Source organism: Mucilaginibacter sp. PAMC 26640, from assembly GCA_001596135.1.
Classification (GTDB): Bacteria; Bacteroidota; Bacteroidia; order Sphingobacteriales; family Sphingobacteriaceae; genus Mucilaginibacter.
Window position 1 is genome coordinate 5,116,880 of the sequence record CP014773.1, and the last position, 24,445, is coordinate 5,141,324.

Genomic DNA, 24,445 nt, shown 5'->3' on the forward strand with positions numbered 1-24,445 from the left:
GTATTAGGAACCGGAGTGCACAATCCTGTCATTTTTTGGATGAGCATGCCCAGTTTCTATAGCCTTTTCTATACCTCTGAGCATTGAACTTTCCACATTGATACCCAGCCTCGCATAACCAAATACTTTAGCGGCTTCACGAACCAGGTCGGCCTTGTTCAAACTGATCTGATTCTTCAAAATCGCCTGCATAGCATTTGCAACTTCTTCAGGCGGCAGGTCGTCCGCATCCCTTTTTTGAGCGTCATTGGCGGGGATCCTGTATGTTTTATATAAACCTGGTTGCTGATCTTTATTCCAATAAAAAACATTTTGTCCGGCAAACGTTTGGTTAGCGTTTATTCCGGCGAAAAAGCCCTCCAGATGTAATGTCACCCGTGATGTTAGCCTGGAGATTCCCCACGCAGATAAAATGCGCTTACTTAACAGATTGGCACTAATAGGTGCTTCAGCTTGTAAAACATTGAATAATTGCGCTTTTATCCGCCCCCGGCTTTGCGGTAAAAAAAAGTCTTCTGCTGTCTGAATCTGTACCGCATCCAACTGGGCTATTTCGTAAAAAACATGCGAGGGTAATGATACTTTGGGTGTTACAAATGGTGGCGTAACTTCTGACCCAGATTTAAAAACTTCAGGCACCGCTGGTTGTGTAGTATTTGTGATATCGGCAGCAGCCGCCAATTTATTTTCTTCGGCGTGGCGAATAGCGGCAACTATACCCGCAAATACCTTTTCGGGTTTCTCCCACCATTCGGTAGCGTAAATTTTGTGAATTTTCCACCCTAGGCCTTTAAGCACGTCTACCTGAACAATCTCGCGGTCGCGAGATGTTTTTGCATTATGGTAGCTATGTCCATCAGTTAGCACGCCTAATATATAACCGGAAGGATTATCTTTATCGACTATACCCAAGTCGATTTTGTAAGCCGAGCACCCTATTTGCGTATGCACAATGTAACCCTGGTCCCTTAATTCAAGTGCAATGAGGTTTTCAAACGACGGTCCCTGGTCGTTTTTTGTAATTTGGCGTAACGGAAGGGCAATTTTTCCTTTTTCTGCGTAGCTTAAAAAAGCTTTAAGCCCTGCTACGCCCTCGGATGCAGTGCGGTTAAGATCTATCTGGTCTGATGTTAATGTAGAAAAAACTTTCATCTCATACCTTGCGCGTGATACCGCAACGTTTAACCTTCTCCAACCACCGTCGCGGTTTATGGGGCCAAAGTTGAGACCTACCTTTCCATTTTCATCGGCACCATAGCCTATTGAAAATAGAATAACATCGCGCTCATCTCCCTGTACATTCTCCAGGTTTTTAATAAAGATAGGTTCGGCACTTTCCAATGCAATCCTTTCCAGATCAGGGCGAATCTTAAACACTTCTGTGAGAAGATCTTCAACCAATGTTTGCTGCACCGAACTGAAGGTAACTATCCCTATGCTTTTCAACGCCAAAACCGGATCTGACAGGCGAAATACCACCTCATCTACAATTGCCCGGGCTTCAAACTTGTTTTGCCGCGATTTACCTTTATCATAAAAGCCTTCCACTTTCACAAATTGCACTTTACTCACAATATCATCTGTAGATGGGAAGGTGAGCAGTTTGTTGTCGTAGTACTTGGCATTACTAAATGCGATCAAACTTTCGTGCTTACTACGATAATGCCACAATAAATGGTGAGATGGCATAGACAATGCAAGGCAGTCATCCAAAATACTTTCAAGGTCTTCTTTGTCGATATGCTCTTCGTCTATGTTGTTAGTAGCAAAGAAATTCGTAGGCGGCATTTGCTTGGGATCGCCTACCACTATTACAGTGGTACCGCGTGCAATAGCACCTACTGCTTCGCAGGTTGGCATTTGTGATGCCTCATCAAAAACCACCAGGTCAAACTTCACACTATCCGCGTCAAAATATTGTGCTACAGAGATGGGGCTCATGAGCATACAGGGAGTGAGCCTATGGAGTAAATTTGGGATACCATCAAAGATCTTCCGGATAGACATTGCCCGGCCATTATTACGAATGGTTCGTTGCAGCATGCCTATCTCAGAACTTTGCGATGCTTCCTGCGTAAAAATTGGTATTCGTGAAGCTAATCTGGCATAAAGTTCTTGCTTGGTCAAATTCTCAAAGTTGGTGCTGATAGCTTTAAAACGCTTGATCTTCTCTTCAAACAAATCCGAATTGAAAGTAGCCAACTGCGGTGTGCGCTCAATTATATATTCGGCACCAGAACGGTAAAACCCACGCTCAAATTCCTGTGTTATAAGTCCACTTGTGATCACTCCGTTTTCAAAAGCAGTTACTAAGGGCTGTAAACCGGTACTAACTGCACGCTCTTTTACGGCTAACCAATTGTACCAGTCCTTAAGACTTTCCAAATGCTGCAACCAGCCCGAAGCAAGGTGGCGCAGCTCTGTATTCCAATCTGCAAACTGCTCCGTCAATCTGCCAAAATTTATTCCTAATAGCGCTTGCAGTTCTGTTTCCACCCTCGTGATCCGGTTAGCAGACTGAAGGTAATCGCCTAAAATTGCTTCGTGCTGTATCATGTAAGCTTTGGTACCTTCAGTAAATTCTGAGGCTAACTGTAATCGCCAATTTCTCAAATCTGCTGTGCTGGTTATTTGTCCGGCGGCGCGGTTCAAGGCTATGATCTGATCGCAGCTTTTAGCTATCCGTTCCCAATTGCATTCACCATTCTGCCATAAAAAACCAAGCATTGGTGGCAGCCAGGTGGCTTTGTCTATTATACCCTGTTCATTCTGGTAAGATATGATGCGTTGAAAAACTCCCGGTGCCTCTTGAGCCGAAACGATACCTGTTAAAGACAAACGGTTAACGGTTTTAAGCAGTGCCTTTTGTTTCAACCAGCGCGGTAAAAACCATTTTTCTGCGGCGGCATTCCATTCGTACAATGTTTCAGAGGCAGGAAAAGTGAGGATATCTTTTTGAAACTTGTTTAGTAAATCACTTCGCAACACATCCCGTCGCTTGCCATGAGCAGCTACGCCAATGATTTGAGCGAGGTTTTGCTCAGGGGCATCCACCTGTATTAGGGACGCCGGCAAATCTTCTAGCTGGCTAGCAACCCCAGCCAGCAACATTAACCCATCTTGCTGTTTTCTGCTTTTTACCAGGCCACCTACTTTTAAGACATCGCTTACAATATCGCTCTGGTCATTTGCCGACACCAATAAAGCCAATAATTCCTCTATCGATTTTCGAGCTTCATTTTTTATTTGAAGCGTATACTGATTTATCCGGATAGCTTCAAGCGGGTGCCCCTTCGGGCTCGTAATCAACGTTCCGGCAGCTTGTAACTCATTTATCACATCCCGCCATATGATCAAATGGTCTGGTGTAAGGGTTTGTATAGTTTCAGTTGGAAAAATGATGCTATTGTTGACCCGTGGCAATCTGCTATATTCGGTAAATAGTTCAAACAAAGAATACCCAAACGGATATTTCTCATGAAGGGCGGCCACATAAGTATTAAGCTCATTACGCAAACTATACAAACGATCTGCCTCAGATGCAAAGTTAGCGGGTGCATCTTTTTGTACAATTTCGGTAGCAGCCTTCAGCTGTTGCAAAACAGCTGTTTTTTTAGACTTATTAGAGTGGAGCTCTAAACAAAAATCGCCAATACCTATAGCTTCTAACCGGCTTTCTACCACATCCAGGGCCGCCTTCTTAGCAGCAACAAATAGCACTTTTTTCCCCGCAGATAAGGCATTAGCTATAATATTGGTAATAGTTTGCGACTTCCCGGTGCCCGGAGGACCATGTAGCACAAAACTTTTTCCCTCGCCGGAGGCCAAAATGGCCTTCAATTGAGATGAATCTGAACTGATTGGAAGTGCCACATTTTTCGGGTGAAGCTGCCCGTCATCTATCGCCATAACAGAATTATCTTCCTCGGGCTGCCATTCCAGTTGGCCAGAGATTAAACTAGCTACTACCTTATTGCGGGCAAGTTTATCTGCGTTATGATGAATATCGTTCCATAATATAAATTTACTAAAAGAGAAGGTCCCAAGCACCGCCTGCTCCTCCACATCCCACCTGGATTTCGCCATAATAGCCTGCCGGATAATATTGAAGATCAACTTTACATCTACCCCACTCTCATCTTTTGGCAAGCTTTCTAAACCACCTATCGTTATCCCAAAATCCTGCCTTATCATTTCCAGCAGTGTAATATTCATAATCGTCTCTTCTTCCCTGCTTCGGATAAGGTACCCTTTCTGCGCCGATTTCCGAATGATCTCGACTGGTAAAAGCAATATTGGCGCATATCTTGGCCGCTCACTCAAGTCAGTTTCATACCAGCGCAGCATTCCCAAACCAACGTAAAGTGTGTTTGCGCCATTTTCTTCCAACGACAGCCGCGAAGACCGATACAATGCAGTAATACTGTTATTTAATTCTATCTCAGATAGGAAAGTCCGTAAGCGTTTATGACCTAACTCGTTTGTAACCAAATCAGCAATAGGATCAGACTGGTGCAGTGATTCGTAGATCCCAGTATCTCTTGGGTTGTTATCCCAATCTGATGGTTTGGCAAGTACCTGGAATTCGGTACCACTTGCAAGGGCATCTTCCAACTTGCCGGCATTTATAGTGATAAACTGAATTACACTTTTAGTCATGCGGATATTCAGGAGGCTGTTTCTTAGCGTAAGATCCAGTAATTTGCGTTCCCACAGCCGCTGTTTAGACACATTTATTTTGTCTGCATAGCCTAATTTCTGGCCTACAAAAATTTCACCAGGCAACTCATTTTCCCGCTGGCGTTTTACATCCTCAACAATCTCCCATCCAGTTGTTGTGGCTACCCGTAAAGGCAAAGGACGGATGCCGCTAAACCTCGCTCTTTTTACATCTATAAAGAGCGAAAAATCACTTGTGCGCATCATTTTCTGATCAGCAGATTTTACAGCTTCATCAAACGATGCGTTATTACCGGCAATCATACAGGTACTTTCCATTACCACGATATCATTGATGCCATCGGCAGTTCGTTTGGTGATCAACGACGGATCATCGTTCACAGCATCGGCAAACGACTCATCTATCAGCCAGCCGCCCACAAAAGCATGGCCTTTAATAATCGTTAATATTGGATGTATACCAACAGCCTCTAAACAAGCCGCATACAGAAGTGACAGATCCAGGCAATTAGCCAGTTTGTTGCTAAAAATTGCATCAGCCAAACGAATACGTTGTCCGCTCTCCTCAAAACTTGCCGGCAACGAACAATAAATAAATTGCATAGCAGCGATGGCCTCATATATCGCAGCCATTTGCTTTCGTACCCGGTCTGGATTTCGGCTTTGATATTCGTCGAAAGATGGATTGCCCGTCCATTTTTCTAATATATCTGAAGCATTGCGAATGATCTTTACGATTTCCGGGTGATTAGGGGTAACGAATGCAACAAGCATTTCCGGCAATAAACCAATCCCATTCCATTGATCATAAGCCAAAAGGTCAACACGGTAATGTTCCTGATAGAGTAGTTGATCACCGTTTGATATGGTTAAAATAAATTTACCAGAGAGCCGCTCGGTTAATTCTGCCAGGAACTTGGATGAGATGGTCAGTGAGATATTTTTAAAACCATGACTCTGGCCAATAAGTAAAGCTCCAATATCCTGTTGCCAAATAGTAGCAAAATCAGGTTCGGCGGTTACTTTAACCATTACATTTTGCCAATCTGTTGGGGATTGATTTTTAATAATCAGTTCCCGGATTACAGGAACATGGTTTTGCTGCAGCGCGAAATTTATTGCAGGCGTGTAATCAAAAAGGACGGCGACAGGAGGCATAGTTTGGGAATCCATAGAGAAGTCAAGATAGCAATTATAAACTATTAAACTATCCGCCTAATATAGAGTGCAGATCCTCAAAAAAGATCAACTATCAACCCACAAATGCCTTCATTAAATCAACTCCGTTAGGAACGAAGGCCGATTTAATTAGATTGTATAGATTTAATTAGATATAGCATTAATTGTCCCTGCTTTGTAATACAGATCAGCTAATGATTTTTGCATTCCTGCAATCATTTCAGCTTTTTTTATTTGCATTTCAATCAATTTAGTTTCCCTGCTATTGATCAAAAACAGCGTGCTTTCTCCCAGTTCAAATTTTTGCAATTCGCCTTTAACTAGTAATTGTTGATTACTAACGTTTTTGCTTTGCAGAGAAACCTGCGCCTCGTAAGCTTTCAATTCGTTATAAGAAGAGTTGATGGCCGTTTGGATTTCCCTGCCGGTTTGTTTTATATCATAATTTAACTCCAGCTGCTGGATCTTTACTTCTCTTAACTTACCCCGCTCTGCACGCAAAAAAAGAGGGAATGAAAAATCGATGCCTACTTTATAGTTACCCCATCTAAAATCATAGGTACCCGGAACATAGCCAAAGTCCCTCCGGTTGGCAAGAAAGGACCCATTTACGTTCAATTTAGGTTTTAATAGCTCCGCACGGTAAGCACGCTCTAGGTTTAACTGGCTGCCCTTACTTTTTAACTTTAACAGTTCGGGATGTTTATTGGCCGCATACCCTGCAAGCGTATCTAGGTAGAGTTTATTGACCGTTACCAATGCTTTATCATCATTTTGCGGAACTGCGTTTAAGGGCAGTTCCTGTGGATCTCCCTCTTTGCTCCAAAGATGATTAGATAACACCAGGCGAGTGTTAGATAAGGCTAATTGTGCAGATTCCAATTGCACTTCCCTATCCTGAACGGTGATGGCTGCCTCAACAGAATCTATAGGGGGTTTATCACCTATTATAACCTGATTACGAACAGCTACAAAACGACGCCTTGCTAAATCTACACCTTCGCGAATCAGGCTATATTGCCTGTTTGCGTAGTACCAACTCCAGTAATCTTTTACGGCTGTAAACCAAACTTTATTGATTTGGGCTACCTTCTCTGCCTCCGCATAATTAACCATTATCCTTGCTTGCCGCAAAGTGTTTCGGCGGGCGTCTATTAAAAATCCCTGTCCCAATGGAATGCTCAGCCCAAGGCCCGATAGACCGGACAACGCCGTGCGGGTTTCAGGATTATTGTAAACGCCAACATTTCGATCATATCCTATCTTCAAGTCGGCACCAGCCAGCCATAACGGTACTTTCAACTCACTATCCCAATGATTATAATAATCGATACCTCCGAAATTCTTCCTGCTAAAAGATGCTTTGATCGCGGGGTCAAAATTGCCCAACGATTGCATCACTTTGGCATTTGCTTCCTGGCTAAGCAATTCTGCCTGTTTAACAATCGGGTGATACATCAGCACCAATTCTTCCAAATCCTTAAGCAAAAACAGTTGCGTGGTATCCCTGCCAATGGGCTTGTTTTGCTGCGCCGAAACGGCGAGGGAAAAACAGGATAACGTTATGATCATTAACGCGCAGGCAAAGTATCGACGGTAAATTTCAGTGTACATTAGTTAAAATACGTTGCTATATACTACTTTTTGTTTGCTGAAGAAGTGGTCGGTTCCTTTTCGAGGCTGGGAGGGAATCCATTTAATTTACGCCAAATCTCATACCAAACAGGTACCGAGCGCAATATCACCCTACCATAAACGCCGGAACCCTGCCGTAACTGGATGGGCCATGGTTCGTCATTTTGAGGTAGCGGATGGTCCTGACGTATCAGCAACCGATATTTATCGCCTGTACTTACCCTATCTATAACTGATACTTTACCTGCAAAAGTGCCTACAGCAACAGATGGCCAGCCAGAAAACTGAACAGATGGCCAGCCTTCAAACTGCAAGCGAACATTGCTGCTATCCAATATCAATGGCACATCCATCGCATCAACATAAATTTCGGCGGCCACAAGTGGTGATTTAGGCTGGAGGGTGGCTATTGACTCTCCCTCTTTGATATTTTCACCAATACCGGCTTTTAATGTTTTCACCACATAGCCATTTTGAGGCGCACGTACCACGTACAGTCCGCGCCGGATGTCTATATTAGTCATCTCGTTACGTAATTTAGCGATCTCCTCCCTAATTTTGGCTTTATCAGATACGGCCGAACTACGGCTACCCTGAGCCGACGCAAGCGACTGCTGGTATTTTGCCCGAATGTTATCCAATTCTATTCTTGAATTTAAAAGTTCCTGCCTGGCATTGTTTAGTTTATTCTCCTGGCTAACTACTTTTGCCCTGTCTTCCTGCAGTTTCAACCTGCGGGTTTCAATATCGGTTAGCGAGAATAAACCATTTTTGTAACCCGCCTCATACCTTATCAAGCGTGATTTACTGGTTTCGTAAAAGTTTTTGGTTGCCACCAGGTCGGCACTATCTATCTGAACATAATTATATGCTTGCTTAACCTTATTTTCTGCTGCAGAAAGCTGAATACGTAAACCGTTAGTTAATGATGCTATCTGGGCATCGGTTGCTGAAATTTTTTGCCCGGCAGCAACTTCACTACCCCGTTTGGCATCTAACTGGTCGTCCAGCCTGTCGGTTAATTCGGGATTAAAATAAGATTGGTTAGTTTCAGAAAGCACGAGAATTGTATCGCCTTTTTTTACCTCCTGCCCTTCGCGCACAGACCATTTTTCAATCCGCCCGCCTATCTGGTTCTGTACGGTTTGGGGCCTGTCTTCGGGCCTTAAAGCAGTTACGGTGCCACGGCCAGCTATGGTTTGGCGCCACGGCAGCAGTAAAATAATGATAAATAACAACAACAATAATAACATTATACGCCCCAGCAGTTTAGGACCGTTTTCCATCAATAGCCCGGCCCGCGACAAGGCAGATGCCTCCTCAACTTTTTGTGCTAATAATTTACTTGATTCACTAACCATTGCTTAACTCTCCTTTCTCTATTTCCAGATCGGTAACCACAGCAAGCTTTTCGCTGCCCGTTACCATATCGAATACGGTATTCAGGTTGGTCATTAATTTTTCTACCGCATAGCTAATTTGCACAATGATCACCTCAGCCGCTACAAACTGACCGAATGTCATCTGCCGGCTAACCACAAAAAAAGAACCCAGTAACAATAACGCCCCCATTAGTATAGTGCGCATAACTACCGCACTGGCAAACAGCTTTTTTAAAACACTGAAGTGATCGTTTCTGGCCCCAATGTATTTAGCAGTAATCCTATCCGTTTGGTGGGTAACCTCATTCATTTTTTCCGGTTGACCTCTATACTCATCCAAATTAGCGGCAACCTCTTCCAGGTAAGCCACAACCTGATATTTATATTCAGATTCCTCTATACTAGTTTCCACTCCGCGCCTGTAATATATGGCGATTATTATCACAATACATAGAACAGTAAAGAGCCCAAATCCAATAAATACCGGGTGATAAAAAGAAAGCAGGATAGCGCTAAAAAAGATCTGGACCCCGGCCGCCACAATATCTACCAGTAATTTGGTTAAACCCTTTTGTATAGTTACAATATCAAAAAAGCGGTTGACGAGTTCAGGCGGTCGCTCTCCTTCCATCTCTTCCTTTTTTATTCGCGGAAGGCGATAAGCAAATTCGATAGCAGCTTTAACAAAAATCTTTTGTTCCAGCACCTCAACTAGTGTTAGCTGGCCAATAAGCAAAACACCACCTACAACAATTCCTATAAGAATCACAGCTATAAGGATGTAGGTAGAACTATACATTGCCCCGTTTGATAACAGGTTAAATACCGCTGTGATACCCAGAGGTAAAGACAAACCAATTAATCCTATTAATATAGCGTATATAAAAATGTAATTGATAGTTATACGCTCATTATGTAAAATGCGCACGAGTCGTTGCCATGGAGTCAGGGATGCGGCTTGGTGTTTCTTTTTCATCGCCTCTTTAATAATATTTTAAGGCAATTTGTTTAAAATTTTTAACAAAAATGTTACATAGGCAAGATTTGTTGGTAGATAACTTGTAGATAGCCATTGTACGATTAGACCAATTGTATTTACTAAAAGGATTTAATAAATGGTTTGCAAGCTTTTTTCATTTGTAAAAATCTAAGGAGTAGGATCAAGTTGATTTTACAGATTAACTTTTGTAGCAAAATTTATTTTTAATGAACTTCAAAACTTTTACAAATTCAGCCTGTATTTATAGAACTTGTAAAAATTTTCTATCTTGCGACCGAAATAATAGCCCTTAATCAGCCCCCGATTAATATTGCTAGAACGGATTGGTAGTTCTATAAAAACACAATTCATCACTTCATACCAAATTTTATAAAATGGATATTTCTCAAATATTTAAAAACAACGAAAGCTGGGTTCAGAAAAAACTTAACGTTGAACCGGAATACTTCAGTAACCTTTCTAAAGGACAAACACCAGACATTCTTTACATAGGATGTTCGGACAGCCGTGTATCTGCCGAAGAATTGATGGGAGTTGCGCCAGGTGAGGTGTTTGTACTCAGAAACATTGCCAACATGGTTCCAAATACCGATTTAAGCGTGATGTCTGTAATTAACTATGCAGTGCAGCATCTAAAGGTAAATCACATAGTAGTATGTGGCCACTATTATTGCGGAGGTGTGCAGGCAGCAATGAAATCAGCGGATTTAGGGATTTTAAATCCATGGTTAAGAAACATTCGCGATGTTTACCGCACCCATCAGGAAGAGTTAAGCAAAATTGATGATGAAGAACTGCGTTACAAAAGACTAGTTGAACTAAACGTTGAAGAACAGTGCATCAATGTCATCAAAACCGCTGAAGTTCAAAAAGCCCAAATCGATCGTAATCTTACCGTTCACGGTTGGGTGTTTGACATCCATACAGGGAAGTTAGTGGATTTGAAGATTGATTTCAAACAGTTATTGGATAAGATAATGCAGATTTACCATCTCGACTAACCCGGATAATTTTCTTCCATAACATTCTTCTGGCCTCACATTTGTTATTGATCAACCTTTAATCGGTTAATTAATAATAAACGTGAGGCCATTTTATAATCCGCTAGTCAAGGAGAAAAAAAGATTGTTTTTCATATGTCCGGACTGTGGCATCGAAATTATTTTGAGGAATGAGTTTGGTGATGATATCATTTTCCTTACTGCATTAGGGTCCGTATTTGATTTTGAGGGAAATAATTATTCACAGGAGCTAGATTACTTCATCAATCAGGAAGATATAGGAGAAATCGTAGTGGTGAATGACAGCGATTGTACATTTATAATAAACACGATCAATAATTACAAGAAAAAACACACGATAGCAGAAAAAGAACTTGAGCGATTAAAAACCAATCACGCAGAACAATTCGAGCCTTTAGAGGCAACTCAACAGCAAAAACTCTTAGCAAGCCTTAACATTTACCGGCAGGCGTACGAAATAACCGATATCCCCTCATTAAGCGAAAAATTTGCTGACGGTAAAATTGATGTAAAAGGTTTGCTCTACGATCGCGCTAATCACAAATTCGAGCAACTCAAAATGAAACTGTAACATGGGCGTTGTTAAGACACTCTTACCCTTATCAATTTCGTACATTCATCAATTAGCCTCAAAAATTAAAATACTTCCGTTAAAATACTCACCCAGTTGCCGACTGTTTATTACTCCAATTAAGTGGATGTAGTTTAAATTTCATATTTTAGGTATTCCTGCAAGGATATCCTACCCTATATTAACAGTTAAAGCATTTAAGCAGAAGCAACAGATCAACAAACCATATGATCCTCCCACAAACTATAATCTTTCCAATTAGTGCAATATTGCACTAATATTAGAATTATTATACAATAATATACTACTTTTATAACGGAGGTATTGCAATACTGGCTCTATAAACTACATGTTAAATATGGTTATAATCCTCGGTAGCTACGGGGGAGCATATAGCAGTGAGTAACTATTGCAGTACTTGCATCAAGGAAGCAATAAACGCCTTTTGATGGGGAACAACAGAGGCGTTACAGATTCAGAGGTGAATGAAATGAAATCAAAACATTTATTGGTGCTGAACGGAACCGATGAATTAAATAATTAAATAAATTGAAAGAGAGTGTAACGATTGTAAACACCAGTGGCGGGGCCATTGGTACAATGGATAAACTGGCAGCTCACAGAAAGGGCGCACTGCACCGTGCCTTTTCTATATTTATTTTTAACAGTAACGGACAATTGCTGTTACAGCAAAGGGCATTTGATAAATATCACTCTGGTGGATTATGGACAAATACCTGCTGTAGCCACCCCCGTTCGGGTGAGCAAACAATTCAAGCAGCTCATCGCAGGTTGCGGGAAGAGATGGGCATGGAGTGTGAGCTATCAGAATTGTTCCAATTTACTTATCGGCACGAATTTGATGACGGCCTTATTGAACACGAATACGACCATGTGTTTATGGGCATCAGCGATCAGCTTCCATCACCAAACCCCGCCGAAGTAGCCGATTTTAAATATATGGAAACAGACCTCTTGCTTTTTGAATTGTTCGAACAACCAGATACATACACCGCCTGGTTTAAAATTTGTCTTGAACAGGTTTTGGAAATATATTATCAAACTGTTTAAAAATGAATTGAATCATTAAAATAGCCACTGGTCCGCGTACGCTAATGATTTCTGCAGAGTACCATTTCAGCACCATATGTTAAGAATAATTTACATGGGCTTTTGTGCCTAAACATACCAAAGCGCCAAAACCGAAGAATGGCTATCAGCAATTTGAATTGCTTAAACCATACCCACACACATGATGATAAATAACGATACATTAAATAACCTTACCCTGGAACAGGTAGTTACCGATTTAGAACACGATCATTATAATGCTGCATTTGACACCCCTCTTCGGCCTGATGCATTTGACATGGACGACGACACTAAGATGGATCTGATAGCAAAACATTTTAGCGAAATCATGCAGGTTCTGGGCATGGACCTGGATGATGACAGTTTGAAAGACACCCCTAAAAGGGTAGCTAAAATGTATGTAAAGGAGATTTTCAGCGGGCTCAACCCTGCTAATAAACCCGAACCTACACTTTTTAAAAACCCGTTTCAATACAAGCAAATGCTGGTGGAAAGAAACATTGCGGTATTTAGTAATTGCGAACATCACTTTGTACCCATCGTAGGTAAAGCTCATGTAGCATACATCAGTAACGGACAGGTCATTGGCTTATCTAAGCTAAATAGGATTGTTCAGTATTGCTCTCAACGCCCGCAGGTGCAGGAAAGGCTAACGATGCAAATTTCTAATATGCTTAAAGAAGCCCTGGGCACGGAAGATGTTGCTGTAATTATCGATGCGCATCATCATTGTGTATCCAGCAGGGGCATCAGGGATGCCGGCAGCACCACGCTTACTGCCGAATACAGCGGGCAGTTTATGATTGCGGAAACAAAAAATGAGTTTTTAACACACATCAAGGGATGAGGTTCGGAGGTCGAAACGTACTGGTAGTCGGCGGCAGTTCCGGCATAGGGCTATCATTAGTAAAATTGCTTCATCAGCAAAATGCCTGTGTTTATGTAATTTCAAGATCAGCGTCAGATGAATGGCCATCCGGGGTGAATTTTCTACAGGCGGATATAACCGGGAATCTTGACGGTGTAGAATTATTTTTACCACAGCAATTGCACGGGCTGGTTTATTCAGTAGGCAGTATCAATTTAAAACCCTTTAACCGACTATCGGCTGACGACTTTTTGAACGATTATCAACTAAACGTATTGGGGGCGGCACGCGTCATCCAACACGCGCTAAAGCCATTGAAAAAAGCGGAAACCGCCTCTATTGTATTGATCAGCTCGGTGGCAGCGAGGGCAGGCATGGCATACCATGCCAGTATTGCTGCAGCGAAAGGTGCCGTTGAAGGCATAGCTCTGTCATTAGCTGCAGAATTGGCCCCCCAGCAAATACGAGTTAATGTAGTGGCCCCATCTTTGACAGATACACCATTGGCCCAAAACTTGCTTAGCACAACTGTAAAACGCGAAGCCTCTGCTAAACGCCATCCTCTGGGGAAGATAGGCCAGCCGGAAGATATTAGCCAAATGATTGCTTTTCTATTATCCAATGAAAGCGGTTGGATAACGGGCCAGGTTATTGGCGTAGATGGTGGCCTGGGCAAATTAAAAACAAGTTAACATGGTAAACATTACTGGTAAACAAATAGCCGAGTTAGAAAAACACTACAGGATAAGCCTGATCAATAGTTTAGTAGGTTATAAATCTTTAAACCTTCTAGGAACCATCAGTACCGATGGTATTACCAATCTATGCATTATTAGCTCCGCTTTTCATTTGGGTGCCAACCCGCCGCTTTTGGGTATGGTAATCAGGCCGGAGCGCGAGCATAATGACACACTAAAGAATATTAAAGCTACCGGACAGTACACATTGAACAATGTGTTACCGGAGTGGTATAAAAACGCGCATCAAACCAGTGCCAGTTATCCATCAGGCGTATCGGAATTTAATGCTTGTGGCTTTAAAAGGCAATATGTTAATGGTTTTGAGGCCCCTTTTGTAGGTGAATCTACCGTGAGCATAGGCCTTGAACTACGTGAAACGATCGATATGGAAATTAATGGGACTACAATTGTCGTCGGTGAGATCGTTCAAATAGTGGCGGGAGATTCAATAATTGGCACAGATGGCACCGTTGATCATGGCAAAGCTAAAACCATGACAGTAGCAGGTTTGGACAGCTATTATCTGCCGGAGTTTGTGGGCCAGTTGGCGTACGCGAAACCGGGAATACTACCTCACTTAGCAACAGATAGTTCTTTACCAAACATTTAGGCTATGAAAAAAGATGCAGATGTCATCATTATCGGCGCAGGGATATCGGGTTTAACAGCGGCCAAAGTTTTAAAAGCAGCTGGTAAATCTGTGCTGATTTTAGAAGCTTCGGACCAGGTTGGCGGCCGGGTGCGCACAGATGAGTTCGAAGGCTTCCTGCTTGATCACGGCTTCCAGGTATTCCTGACGGCTTATCCCGAGGCAAAACGATTTTTAGACTATGGGGCGCTGGATCTTCGCAAATTTGATCCCGGAGCTTTAATACTAAACAGAAAAGGTATCACCAACCTTGGCGATCCGATAAGACAGCCAAGCTCGCTCCTTAGTACGCTCCTTTCATCTGCAGCAACGTTTTCTGATAAACTCAGGATGCTTCGGCTAAAGATAAAGCTGGGCCGTAAATCAATAGACGAAATATTTGCAAGTGAAGAGATTACCACTACAGAATATCTTAAGCGGGAAGGCTTCAGCGGAACAATTATGAACCAATTCTTCCGTCCTTTTATGACCGGCATTTTTCTGGAGGAGCAATTAAGCACTTCAAGCAGGATGTTTGAGTTTGTATTTAAAATGTTTAGTGAGGGTGATGCCGCTATACCCGCTAAAGGGATGGGAATGATCCCTAAACAGTTAGCTCAGGATCTTTTGCCCAGCGAATTGATGGTTAATCAAAAAGTAAATTCGGTAGAGGGTAATATAGTAACCACCAGCAGCGGATCAACCTATCAGGCAGATTTCTTGCTGCTAGCTACTGATCCCTTAAACGCGCCAACAGCAGCTAACAAATCAGATGCAACTTATCACTCCGTTACTAACATGTACTTTACATCGGAAAAGAGGCCCTTTGATATGCCTTTGATTACCTTGAATACAATACCAGGAAAACTAGTTAATAATATTGCGGTAATGGATCGGATTTCCGCTGGATATTCTACAAATGGTGAAGCTTTGATATCACTATCACTCATCGGTAATCATACAGATGCAAACCAGGCAGCCCTACAGGACCAGGTAATTACAGAACTTAAATTCTGGTATCCGGAAGCGGCAGCTTGGAAACATTTGAGAACCTATCATATTAATTATGCATTGCCCAATGATGATCATGTGCGTAATGAGCCGGATTACAAAGCTATGCGCCTAAATGGCCAATGTTTTGTTTGCGGTGACTATTTAATGAACGGATCCATCAATGCAGCGATGAAAAGCGGCAGGCTTGCAGCAGAAGCCATAATAAACACCAGGAGATAATGACAGATCAGTTAACTTTTAACGATGAACTATTAGACACAAAACGACTATCGGGCGATTTGCAGGCCGATGAGTTCATACGATATGTTTTTGAGGATGATGCGCGGAAGCTCCATCTGCAGCAATGGATGTCCGGCAAATCTGGAGGCGAACATTTTGATTTGTTGAAGTCCAGTTTTCCAGGTTTCGCTTTTATAGAAAAGGCCCGCGATTTGCCTTCCTGGGCGCAAGAGGGGCTAATGAAATCGGGCGCTGTTTTTTTTGCCAGACATGCTGAGATCATTATGAGTTTGCTTGGCTTATTATCACTGCCTTATTGTTACACCGCCTCCAACGGCGCCATGGTACTATATCTGTCAGAACTGATTCGAAAGCAAACCACAAAAAGGCTTTACGATACCGCTGTGTTTGTATGGGAAGTAATGGGTCCGGATGCATTTGGACAGGATGGGAATGCTTATGAAGAGATCTTAAAAGTACGTATCATGCATGCGGCGGTGCGCTATTATACGCTTAAAAGCGGCAAATGGAACGAAGCTTGGGGCCTACCTGTCAACCAGGAAGATATGGCCGGCACTAATCTGTCTTTTTCGCTTATCGTAATCCGGGGGCTGCGTATGCTTGGATACACGGTTAGCCACGCTGATCAAACGGCCTTTATGCACATCTGGGCAGTTGTTGGGTTCCTAAGCGGACTTGATGATACATTGATTCCCGAAAACCCTAAAATGGCGCAACAGATGGATGCCATTATTAAAAAAAGGCAGTTTAAAGTTTCTACACACGGGCAGGAGCTTACCCGCTCGCTAACAGATCATATCTTGTCTGTAAATAAAAGTAAAGCTACCGCAAATGATATATTGGGTTTAATGCGTTACCTGCTCGGAGCGGAAATTGCCGATATGCTCCTGATCGACGCGCCTGAATTGCCAGGTTATAAACTTACCCTAATTAAAACGCTGAACCTATTGAAAAGCTTTAAACCAAATGGTGATAGCAGAACCAATTATCGGACGGCTTACGCTGCCTTCAAATTGCAGAATCCTGAATACGCAAAAAGAAACTAGATTTGTGCGAGAAGCCGGTACCTGTAAATAAAAAAATATGAAATCATATCAACTCATTCACCAGTTAATAACCCTTGTAGAAGAACTTGAAACAGAAAACCAGGGGCAGGAAGCTTCTATGCAAGATTTTACTGGCTTTTTGCTAAATAAAGTAGGCGACGCTTCGGCACAAAGTATTAATAAGGAGGTGAGGTTTGGTGATAATGACGGCACAGCTTTGAATCTTGCATTTCAATTGGACAATAATATTGGACGGCTCTTTGTATTTATGAGCCGTTACGCTAAATCATATATTAAACGAGCTTTGGAAGGTACTCCCTTGCAAACCGCAGAGGACTTTACCGCATTAGCTATTTTACTTACGCACACCCACTTATCTAAAAGTGAATTGATTAACCATAACTTGCAGGAAAAAACGTCTGGTACCGAAGTGATCAGGCGCTTGATAGCTGCCGGGTTGGTAACGCAGTGGGACGACGTGAAGGACAAGAGAAGTAAACACATAGCTATTACCATTGAGGGTAAACAATTGCTGTATCAGGTATTTGAACACACAAACTATGTAGGTAAAATCATTACGGGCAAGTTAACCACTGCTGAGAAATTTACGCTGCAATATTTACTGCAAAAACTTGAAAACTTTCACCTGGAGCACTACGAAAAGAAAACTATCACTACAAAAGACGACCTTAAAATATTAGCAGAGGCTAACCTCGCAAGTTGAAAAATCAAACATCCTTAAGAATATGAATAATAATTGTACAAATATATTGAATTATTAAAAATATAGTTCAATATTATACTATATTTGATAGCTAGCAAAAGGCATTGGCCCCTAGCGAGATTTGTAAACCAACTGGCACTCTATACATATTTATCTATACTTTGCCGGTAAATTATGAATCTGACGAGTATCTACTGTAATTTCTGATCCTTCTTTTTTCTATCCCGGCATCACATTCACGCCACTTATTAAATACACCTTTTGTTGGTCGAGTAAAGGCAACAATATCATTCTTATTATAATTGCGTAAACCCTTTAACTAGTATTATGATGCTTACAATTTCCGTCTATGCCCAGCTAACCATAGCCGCCTCTATAGCTTATGTTTGGATTTTTCGTTATGATAATATTGTGAAAGAATTCGAGCAATACGGCATATCAAGCTTAGTGCGCAATATGGTTGGCGCCGCCAAAATAGCTTTATCTACCCTTTTAGTAGCCGGCATCTGGTACCCTGCATTGGTTTTGATACCCGCGCTGTTGATGGCTGGTTTAATGGCATGCGCACAGGCAGCTCATTTTAAAGTTAAAAACCCGTTGCTCAAGTTTATTCCTTCAGCAATTCTGTTGCTATTATCGCTATTTGTAGCCTGGGTTCATTCGGGCTTAATCTAGTTTCAATGGTATTAACTGTTTTAATTGTAATTTCCGCGGTTGCCTTCTTATTTTATGGCTTCTCCTTTTTCATCAACTCGGGTATGAAAGAAGAATTTGAACGCTATGGGCTAACCAAATTCAGGAAACTCACGGGCTGCCTTCAGTTACTTGGCGGGGCCGGGCTTTTGGCCGGTCTCATCTGTCAGCCCATTTTGGTACTGGCTTCTGGGGGGCTTTTTTTATTAATGCTGATAGGCTTTGGAGTAAGGGTAAAAATGAAAGATGGCTTTCTAGAATCCCTGCCTTCATTTATATTTATGCTTTTGAACGGGTATATTTGTTATGTGGTGCTGTTCAATTGATCGCTGCCATACCGGGGTATCCATAGATGTATTTGGCAGGTCTGATACCACCAGCTGATAATCATTTTTTAAAACTTTCTAGAGACCCTTTTCTCCGTTACCTGCAAATGTAAGATCAACTTCACAATTAATTGATTCTCGGGTATCCCTAAACCTGTGTCGGTCACCTTAAACTAAACACTCATTCTTCATAAATTAGTATCTATTTTATCTGGATAGCGTGTATAAAATTAATGCTGTGTTCATTAAAAGCAGAGCCGGCTGCATGATGGTAGTTATGTTTTGTAGCTTATCATTGCGGATAGCGCGCCTGTTTTGAGCCACATAAATGATGTCGTGATTTTGCAAAACCGACACGGGACTGGCCAATGAAGATACATCCCTTAGATTTACCACATAGGTTTGCGGATTTATGCTGCTGCCGCGAACTATTTTTATTTGCCGCTCATCGGCTTTGTCAGTAAGGCCCCCGGCCTGGCCTAAGATCTCTACGAGCGAATTTCGATCATTAACTAATTGATAGTTACCCGGCGAACGTACTTCACCAAACACCGTCACTTTTAAATTGATGAGTTTCACCTCTATAATAGGGTCTTTAATAACGCTTTTCCGATAAAGGTCTTCAATTTTCGCCGCTGCCTCTTCACGTGTCAGCCCCCCAACCACTATCCTGCCCAGCATTGGTAAGGCCACAGTGCCATTGCGCTGAACTTGGTAGCCTTGCCCCCCGGCAGCTTCTGATCCCGACGATCGCACACTGTTACCAGTACTTACTACATCATCTATAATGTATTTCATGCTTTGTAAATTGCGTATTTGCAATATATCCTGGGCTTGAATTTTATAGTCTATCGCAGCATCACCACCAGGCAGGTTATTTGTTTTACTACTTGAACCCTCAAATAAAACCTGGTTTTGTTTATATGAGCAAGCCCCCAAAAACATTGACAGCATCAGTAAGCCAATTATAATCTTGTTGACCTTAACTATAGCTTTTACAATCATCTATACAAGTTTAACGGAGTGAGATTTCTGTTTTTCCTAAATTGAACCTTTGTTGCTTTTGTGGCATACGCTTACAAACGATAGCTTCAAAATGACTGGCGTATGCATTTACAATATTTTCAACACTATAAATCTCCTTGATCTTGATACGATTGTTGAGCAGCAGTTTGTCGTAATCGCCGCTGTTTTTATGAGCAGTGAGCAGGTGACCGGCCACATCATTAGCTGTAGAAAAATATAACGCATCTGTACCGAGCACTGCAGAATTGAATTTATTTTGATGGGAGCATATTAAACTATTGCTTGCCATAGATTCCAGCAAAGAAGGATTAGTCCCCCCAACTGTATGCCCATGAAAATATAGGTTAGCGTAATATCTCAAATTGTTAAGCGTATCCATGTTATAAATGCCTTTGTGAAACATGATCTGGTTATAGCTTTTAAATTTGTTTTTTAAATAATTGGTAAATGCATTGTTAGCACAGCCTATAACTAAAAAAGGGCGGTTCAGCCCGGCCTTCACTACACCATCCAAAATAATTTCGATACTATTCTCCGGTTCCATGCGCGCAACGAGCATGTCGTAGTTAAATGCATTCAGTTCGTAGTCGGCAAGAATATCTGCGCAAGGTTTTTCAAATAATTCAGCACCGTACGGAATGTAATTAGCTTGCTTACCATATTTAATTTCCAGGTATCGCTTTATCTCTGGCGAATCGGCTATCAGATGATCACTGTATTTAACACCGAGCTTTTCTGCCTGACGCAAAAAACGTTGTACCGGTTTTGAATATTTAGTGCGGGTCCATTCAAGGCCATCCATATTAGTGGTTATCACTGCATTTTGTGGCATAAGCCATCCCCACACCGAACTACTGCAATAGCCAAGTTGTAGCACAACATCAACATTCCTTTTCCGAAGATCGCGGATGCAGTTTAAATCGTAAATGAACTGTCCGGCAGTTCCAATTTTATCTTCCGGATCAAATTGATGGCAAATCTCTACCCCCTGAAAACTATTTCCCTTGTAAGGATGGGTATGCGAATTATACACTACCACCTCGTAACCCTTTTTAACTAAACCTACCGCTAAGTATTCGGCACATTGCTCAAAGCCTCCGTAATGGTTTGGAATCCCTCTCGTTCCGATAATGGCTATTCGCATAATTTGAGAATTTTACTAGTATTTAAACACTGATTAATTTGATATGTATGTTATACTCAAAGCTTCAATTAATCGGGGTAACGCTTGCATTGACATGTTTAAATTAGCTATAAATCGAAGTAGACCAGCACTTTTTAGCTGTTTTGAACAGAGTGAACAGGCAAATAGAGAGGGAATAAAAAGGATGGTCGAGTGAATAGAAATGCACAAAAATTTTATGTTAATTCGATATGCAAATTTTGATTTAAACGAAAATACTTTATGCTTTTTAAGAAATGCCAGAGAGCCTAGCGTATGCCTTTTATACAAAGCATTAAGTTTTAATAGGGCTTTGTAATAAAGAAGGTTTAAATAATAATCTGTCTATCTATAATTTTCAAACCAATGAGTAAAGTATTAAAACTGATCCGGAGGGTAAACTTTAAGACTATAATTTTCAATTTCAAATACTTTCCCTTTAAAACAGCGGTTAAGCTACCGGTTTTAATATCACAAAATGTTTTCTTACATCAGCTTAAGGGCCGTGTAATCATCAACGGCCCAATCACGACAGCACAGGTACAAATCGGCTATGGTAAAGTCGGCATATCGGATTTTAAACGCTCGAGGGCAGTTTGGCAAGTTTATGGTGATGTAGTTTTTAATGGCCGGGCATTTATTATGCACGGCTGTAAACTTAATGTAGGCGCAGAGGCTACGCTTACCTTTGGCGATAGTTTCAATATGAGCACGGAATGTGCCATAGTAGCCGAGAAAAAAATAACCATCGGTAACAACAGCGGCATATCCTGGGAAAGCCTGGTTATGGACACAGATTTTCACCATATATTTAATGAAAAAGGGCAGAAATTCAATTACCCAAAGGAAGTCGTTATTGGTGACAACGTTTGGGTTGGCTGCAGGTGTACCATTTTAAAGGGAGCTGTTATTCCAAATGGGAGTATTGTTGCAGCAGGCTCACTTGTGACTAAAAAACTGGTAGGCGAAAAAAGCATCTTCGGCGGTAACCCTATCCAGGTGCTCAAAAATAATATTACCTGGAAATATTAGATCTATATAACTGGAAGTATTGCGTCCGCCAGATTGTAATTAAGAAATTGGTTCCGATCGGCTATTTTTTTTGCGGGCACCCCTCCTACCACCGTATAGGCCGCTACATCCCTGGTAACAACTGCCCCAGCGGCTACTACCGCCCCCTCCCCAATCGTAACCCCGGGTAAAATAATAGCGCGGGAGCACAGCCAAACGTAATCTTTTATAACTACGGGGCTGCCAACCGCAGCAAAACCGGCGTCGTTGTAATCATGGTGGAGCGTCCAGATCATTACTTCATTGCTGAGATTTACATTATCACCAATGGTTAAACCCATCCGAGCATCCAGCAAGGCATTATGACCGATCACAGTACTGTTACCAATGATTAATTTAGAGGGGCGGCGCACCTCAAAACCACGGTACACCCCGGCGTTTTTTCCAATGTTGGCTTTTAATAACCGAAGCAGAGCAATTCGAATACTATGAAATGGCAGTTTTCCAATAAATCCACAGATTATATAAAAACACGCCCCTATAATTTTTTCGCTTTGTTTTGTCATGAGAACTCTTCGCTGTTTAAAATATAACTCCTGCTTTTTATAAAACGGCCAGGAACGCCGCCAATGATTGCGTTAGCAGGCACAGACTTGGTGACTACACTACCAGCGGCTATCACACTACCCTCGCCGATCGTAACACCTGCTAAAATGGTCACGTTAGCACCCAACCAGCAATTATTATTGATGATAACGGCTTTCCGCGAAACACCCTGATCTTTAATGGCTACTGCCAGATCTCCAAAATTGTGATTCTCCGAAAAGATCTTAACTCCCGGGCCGATAATTACATTATTACCAATTTCAATACCGCCCTGCCCGGCCAGGTAAGCATTACAATTGATACCAGTATTATCGCCGATGATGATACCCTTACCCTTTTGTGCAATTACACCGGTACAAATCAGCGTACAGTTGCGCGCTATCGAAACATTATCTTTAAACATGATCCCATCCTCCGAAAGCGCATTTATATAGGTATTATCTTCCAGTATCAGATTTTTGCCGACGCTGATCAAGTATGTATGCTTGGTAACCACATTGTTGCCAATGAAAATTAATCCATTCGTGCTTTTAAAAAAAAAGCGCCGCAATTGGCCACGAAATAATTGAAAAAACCGGCCAGATGTTATAACGGCCAAATCGCGAAAGCTATAAATGCTTTCCCATCTATAATCTGGCTTACTTTTAAGCTTTGCTATAATTTTTGCGATTATCATAAGCATTTTTTACTAGCGCGAAGATCTCTCCGGCAGCTTTATTCCACGTAAAATTTTTACTGTGCGCTATACCGGCGGTAACCTTTTCCGTGTAATAGCACTGGTCATTTAACAGCAAGTTTATTTTAGCTGCAATATCTGATGGATCATCCGGGTTTACATATATTGCTGCATTGCCGCAAACCTCCGGCATTGCGGTACGCTCGGCTACTACAACAGGCACGCCGCATTGCATGGCCTCCAGTGGCGGCAAACCAAATCCCTCAGCATATGATGGGAAACAAAAAACGGTGGCGTTGGCGTAGATGAGATACAAATCAGCTTCGGGAACGTGGCCTGTAAATACAACTCTGTTTTTCAAATGGTAGCTCTGTATTAAACCGAGCAGTTTTGCAGTCAATGCACTTTCTTCGCCTACCACCATCAATTTTATGCTGGTGTCATTTAAATAGCACATGGCTTTAATTAGCGTAAAAAGGTTTTTGCGGATGTTTACCCGCCCTACAAAAAGCAGATACTTTTCCGGCAAATGGTATTTAATTGTCGTGATGTCCGCCTGCGCCTCAGGGTAATCTGCCAGCGGTTTAAATTTCTCGCTGATGCCATGGTATACTACAGCAATCGTTTTTTTCCGGGCGACAAAATGTTCCACCATGCGTTTTTTTTCACTTTCAGATATGGTGATAATCAGGTTGGCTTTGCTGGCACTGCTTTTCATATTGTTAAAATACCGCACCTCTGTTTTGGTATAATACTGGGGATAATCCAAAAAAAGCATATCGTGGATATAGGCGATCTTAAATAGTTTACGGGGCCAAAAACTGGTAAAATTTTGAAACAACACAGCATCAAGGCCGTGCATGCTGGCAGCAAAAGGTACCAGGAACATGTTCGACAACATATTGGGAACTACTGGCATGAAGATCATTTTGACATCTGCGGGAAAATAATTGAGTGCCTGTTTTTTATGCGGAGTTATTAAGATCAAGTAAAGATCAATTCCATTATGATTTCGAATCATTTGGTCAACTAAGTTTTTCACCACCATATTTCCGCTAGGTGGTCCATCAAAGTACCACTTGGCATCAATCCCCAGTTTGATGGAATCGGCTTTGTCTTTCATA

At 41.8% G+C, this 24,445-nt stretch carries 21 protein-coding genes; 12 read left to right on the forward strand and 9 right to left on the reverse strand.

All coding sequences use genetic code 11. From position 1 onward, the window contains the following. Nucleotides 1-3 precede the first annotated feature (3 nt). The 4 genes from A0256_22155 to A0256_22170 form a co-directional block, all read right to left on the reverse strand. The gene (locus A0256_22155) at nt 4-5,853 is read right to left on the reverse strand and encodes a DNA helicase (protein AMR33956.1); all 5,850 of its coding nucleotides are present in this window, start codon (nt 5,851-5,853) and stop codon (nt 4-6) included. Nucleotides 5,854-6,003: 150 nt separating this feature from the next. Then, nucleotides 6,004-7,473: a transporter gene (locus A0256_22160; protein AMR33957.1), complete on the reverse strand. Its 1,470-nt coding sequence runs from the start codon at nt 7,471-7,473 to the stop codon at nt 6,004-6,006. A gap of 23 nt (nt 7,474-7,496) precedes the next feature. Further along, entirely contained in the window at nt 7,497-8,855 is a 1,359-nt protein-coding gene (locus A0256_22165) for a biotin attachment protein (protein ID AMR33958.1), read from the reverse strand. Then, complete coding sequence (locus A0256_22170; protein ID AMR33959.1) at nt 8,848-9,852, reverse strand: ABC transporter; 1,005 nt, start codon at nt 9,850-9,852, stop codon at nt 8,848-8,850. Before A0256_22170 ends, A0256_22165 begins: the two co-directional genes overlap by 8 nt. Nucleotides 9,853-10,250: 398 nt before the next feature. On the opposite strand from A0256_22170, the gene A0256_22175 reads away from it, so the two are divergent. The 11 genes from A0256_22175 (at nt 10,251) to A0256_22225 (ending at nt 18,840) form a co-directional block, all read left to right on the forward strand. After that, the gene (locus A0256_22175) at nt 10,251-10,877 is read left to right on the forward strand and encodes a carbonic anhydrase (GenBank protein AMR33960.1); all 627 of its coding nucleotides are present in this window, start codon (nt 10,251-10,253) and stop codon (nt 10,875-10,877) included. A gap of 124 nt (nt 10,878-11,001) precedes the next feature. Continuing rightward, nucleotides 11,002-11,469: a hypothetical protein gene (locus tag A0256_22180; protein AMR33961.1), complete on the forward strand. Its 468-nt coding sequence runs from the start codon at nt 11,002-11,004 to the stop codon at nt 11,467-11,469. Nucleotides 11,470-12,018: 549 nt separating this feature from the next. After that, nucleotides 12,019-12,540, forward strand: coding sequence for an isopentenyl-diphosphate delta-isomerase (locus A0256_22185; GenBank protein ID AMR33962.1), 522 nt, complete (start codon nt 12,019-12,021; stop codon nt 12,538-12,540). 184 nt (nt 12,541-12,724) lie between these two features. Next, the gene (locus tag A0256_22190; GenBank protein ID AMR34646.1) at nt 12,725-13,408 is read left to right on the forward strand and encodes a GTP cyclohydrolase; all 684 of its coding nucleotides are present in this window, start codon (nt 12,725-12,727) and stop codon (nt 13,406-13,408) included. Then, on the forward strand, nt 13,405-14,121 hold the full coding sequence (locus A0256_22195) for an oxidoreductase (protein ID AMR33963.1): 717 nt from the start codon (nt 13,405-13,407) through the stop codon (nt 14,119-14,121). The genes A0256_22190 and A0256_22195 overlap by 4 nt, the downstream gene beginning before the upstream one ends. Nucleotide 14,122: 1 nt before the next feature. Beyond that, a complete protein-coding gene (locus A0256_22200) occupies nt 14,123-14,779 on the forward strand; it encodes a flavin reductase (GenBank protein ID AMR33964.1) in 657 nt (218 codons plus the stop codon). 3 nt (nt 14,780-14,782) lie between these two features. Further along, complete coding sequence (locus tag A0256_22205; protein AMR33965.1) at nt 14,783-16,030, forward strand: hypothetical protein; 1,248 nt, start codon at nt 14,783-14,785, stop codon at nt 16,028-16,030. Then, nucleotides 16,030-17,097 carry a hypothetical protein gene (locus A0256_22210; protein AMR33966.1) on the forward strand — a complete coding sequence of 356 codons (1,068 nt, stop codon included), beginning with the start codon at nt 16,030-16,032 and terminating at the stop codon, nt 17,095-17,097. The genes A0256_22205 and A0256_22210 overlap by 1 nt, the downstream gene beginning before the upstream one ends. Nucleotides 17,098-17,134: 37 nt before the next feature. Beyond that, nucleotides 17,135-17,821, forward strand: a complete 687-nt coding sequence (locus A0256_22215) for a hypothetical protein (GenBank protein ID AMR33967.1) — start codon at nt 17,135-17,137, stop codon at nt 17,819-17,821. 330 nt (nt 17,822-18,151) lie between these two features. Further along, entirely contained in the window at nt 18,152-18,496 is a 345-nt protein-coding gene (locus A0256_22220; GenBank protein AMR34647.1) for a hypothetical protein, read from the forward strand. A 5-nt stretch (nt 18,497-18,501) separates the two neighbouring features. Further along, nucleotides 18,502-18,840 (forward strand): hypothetical protein, encoded by a 339-nt coding sequence (locus A0256_22225; protein AMR33968.1) that lies wholly within the window; start codon nt 18,502-18,504, stop codon nt 18,838-18,840. A gap of 207 nt (nt 18,841-19,047) precedes the next feature. On the opposite strand, the gene A0256_22230 is transcribed toward A0256_22225, so the two are convergent. Then, complete coding sequence (locus A0256_22230; GenBank protein AMR33969.1) at nt 19,048-19,845, reverse strand: hypothetical protein; 798 nt, start codon at nt 19,843-19,845, stop codon at nt 19,048-19,050. A gap of 10 nt (nt 19,846-19,855) precedes the next feature. Beyond that, nucleotides 19,856-21,010, reverse strand: a complete 1,155-nt coding sequence (locus A0256_22235) for a glycosyl transferase family 1 (GenBank protein AMR33970.1) — start codon at nt 21,008-21,010, stop codon at nt 19,856-19,858. A 384-nt stretch (nt 21,011-21,394) separates the two neighbouring features. Between A0256_22235 and A0256_22240 the strand changes: the two genes are divergently transcribed. Continuing rightward, nucleotides 21,395-22,060, forward strand: a complete 666-nt coding sequence (locus A0256_22240; protein AMR33971.1) for a hypothetical protein — start codon at nt 21,395-21,397, stop codon at nt 22,058-22,060. 2 nt (nt 22,061-22,062) lie between these two features. Here A0256_22240 and A0256_22245 read toward each other — a convergent pair whose 3' ends face one another. From A0256_22245 to A0256_22255, 3 genes are all read right to left on the reverse strand, one after another. Beyond that, on the reverse strand, nt 22,063-22,512 hold the full coding sequence (locus A0256_22245; GenBank protein ID AMR34648.1) for an acetyltransferase: 450 nt from the start codon (nt 22,510-22,512) through the stop codon (nt 22,063-22,065). 89 nt (nt 22,513-22,601) lie between these two features. Continuing rightward, entirely contained in the window at nt 22,602-23,321 is a 720-nt protein-coding gene (locus A0256_22250; GenBank protein AMR33972.1) for a hypothetical protein, read from the reverse strand. Beyond that, nucleotides 23,290-24,444, reverse strand: a complete 1,155-nt coding sequence (locus A0256_22255) for a hypothetical protein (GenBank protein AMR33973.1) — start codon at nt 24,442-24,444, stop codon at nt 23,290-23,292. Before A0256_22255 ends, A0256_22250 begins: the two co-directional genes overlap by 32 nt. Between the last annotated feature and the right edge of the window lies 1 nt (nt 24,445).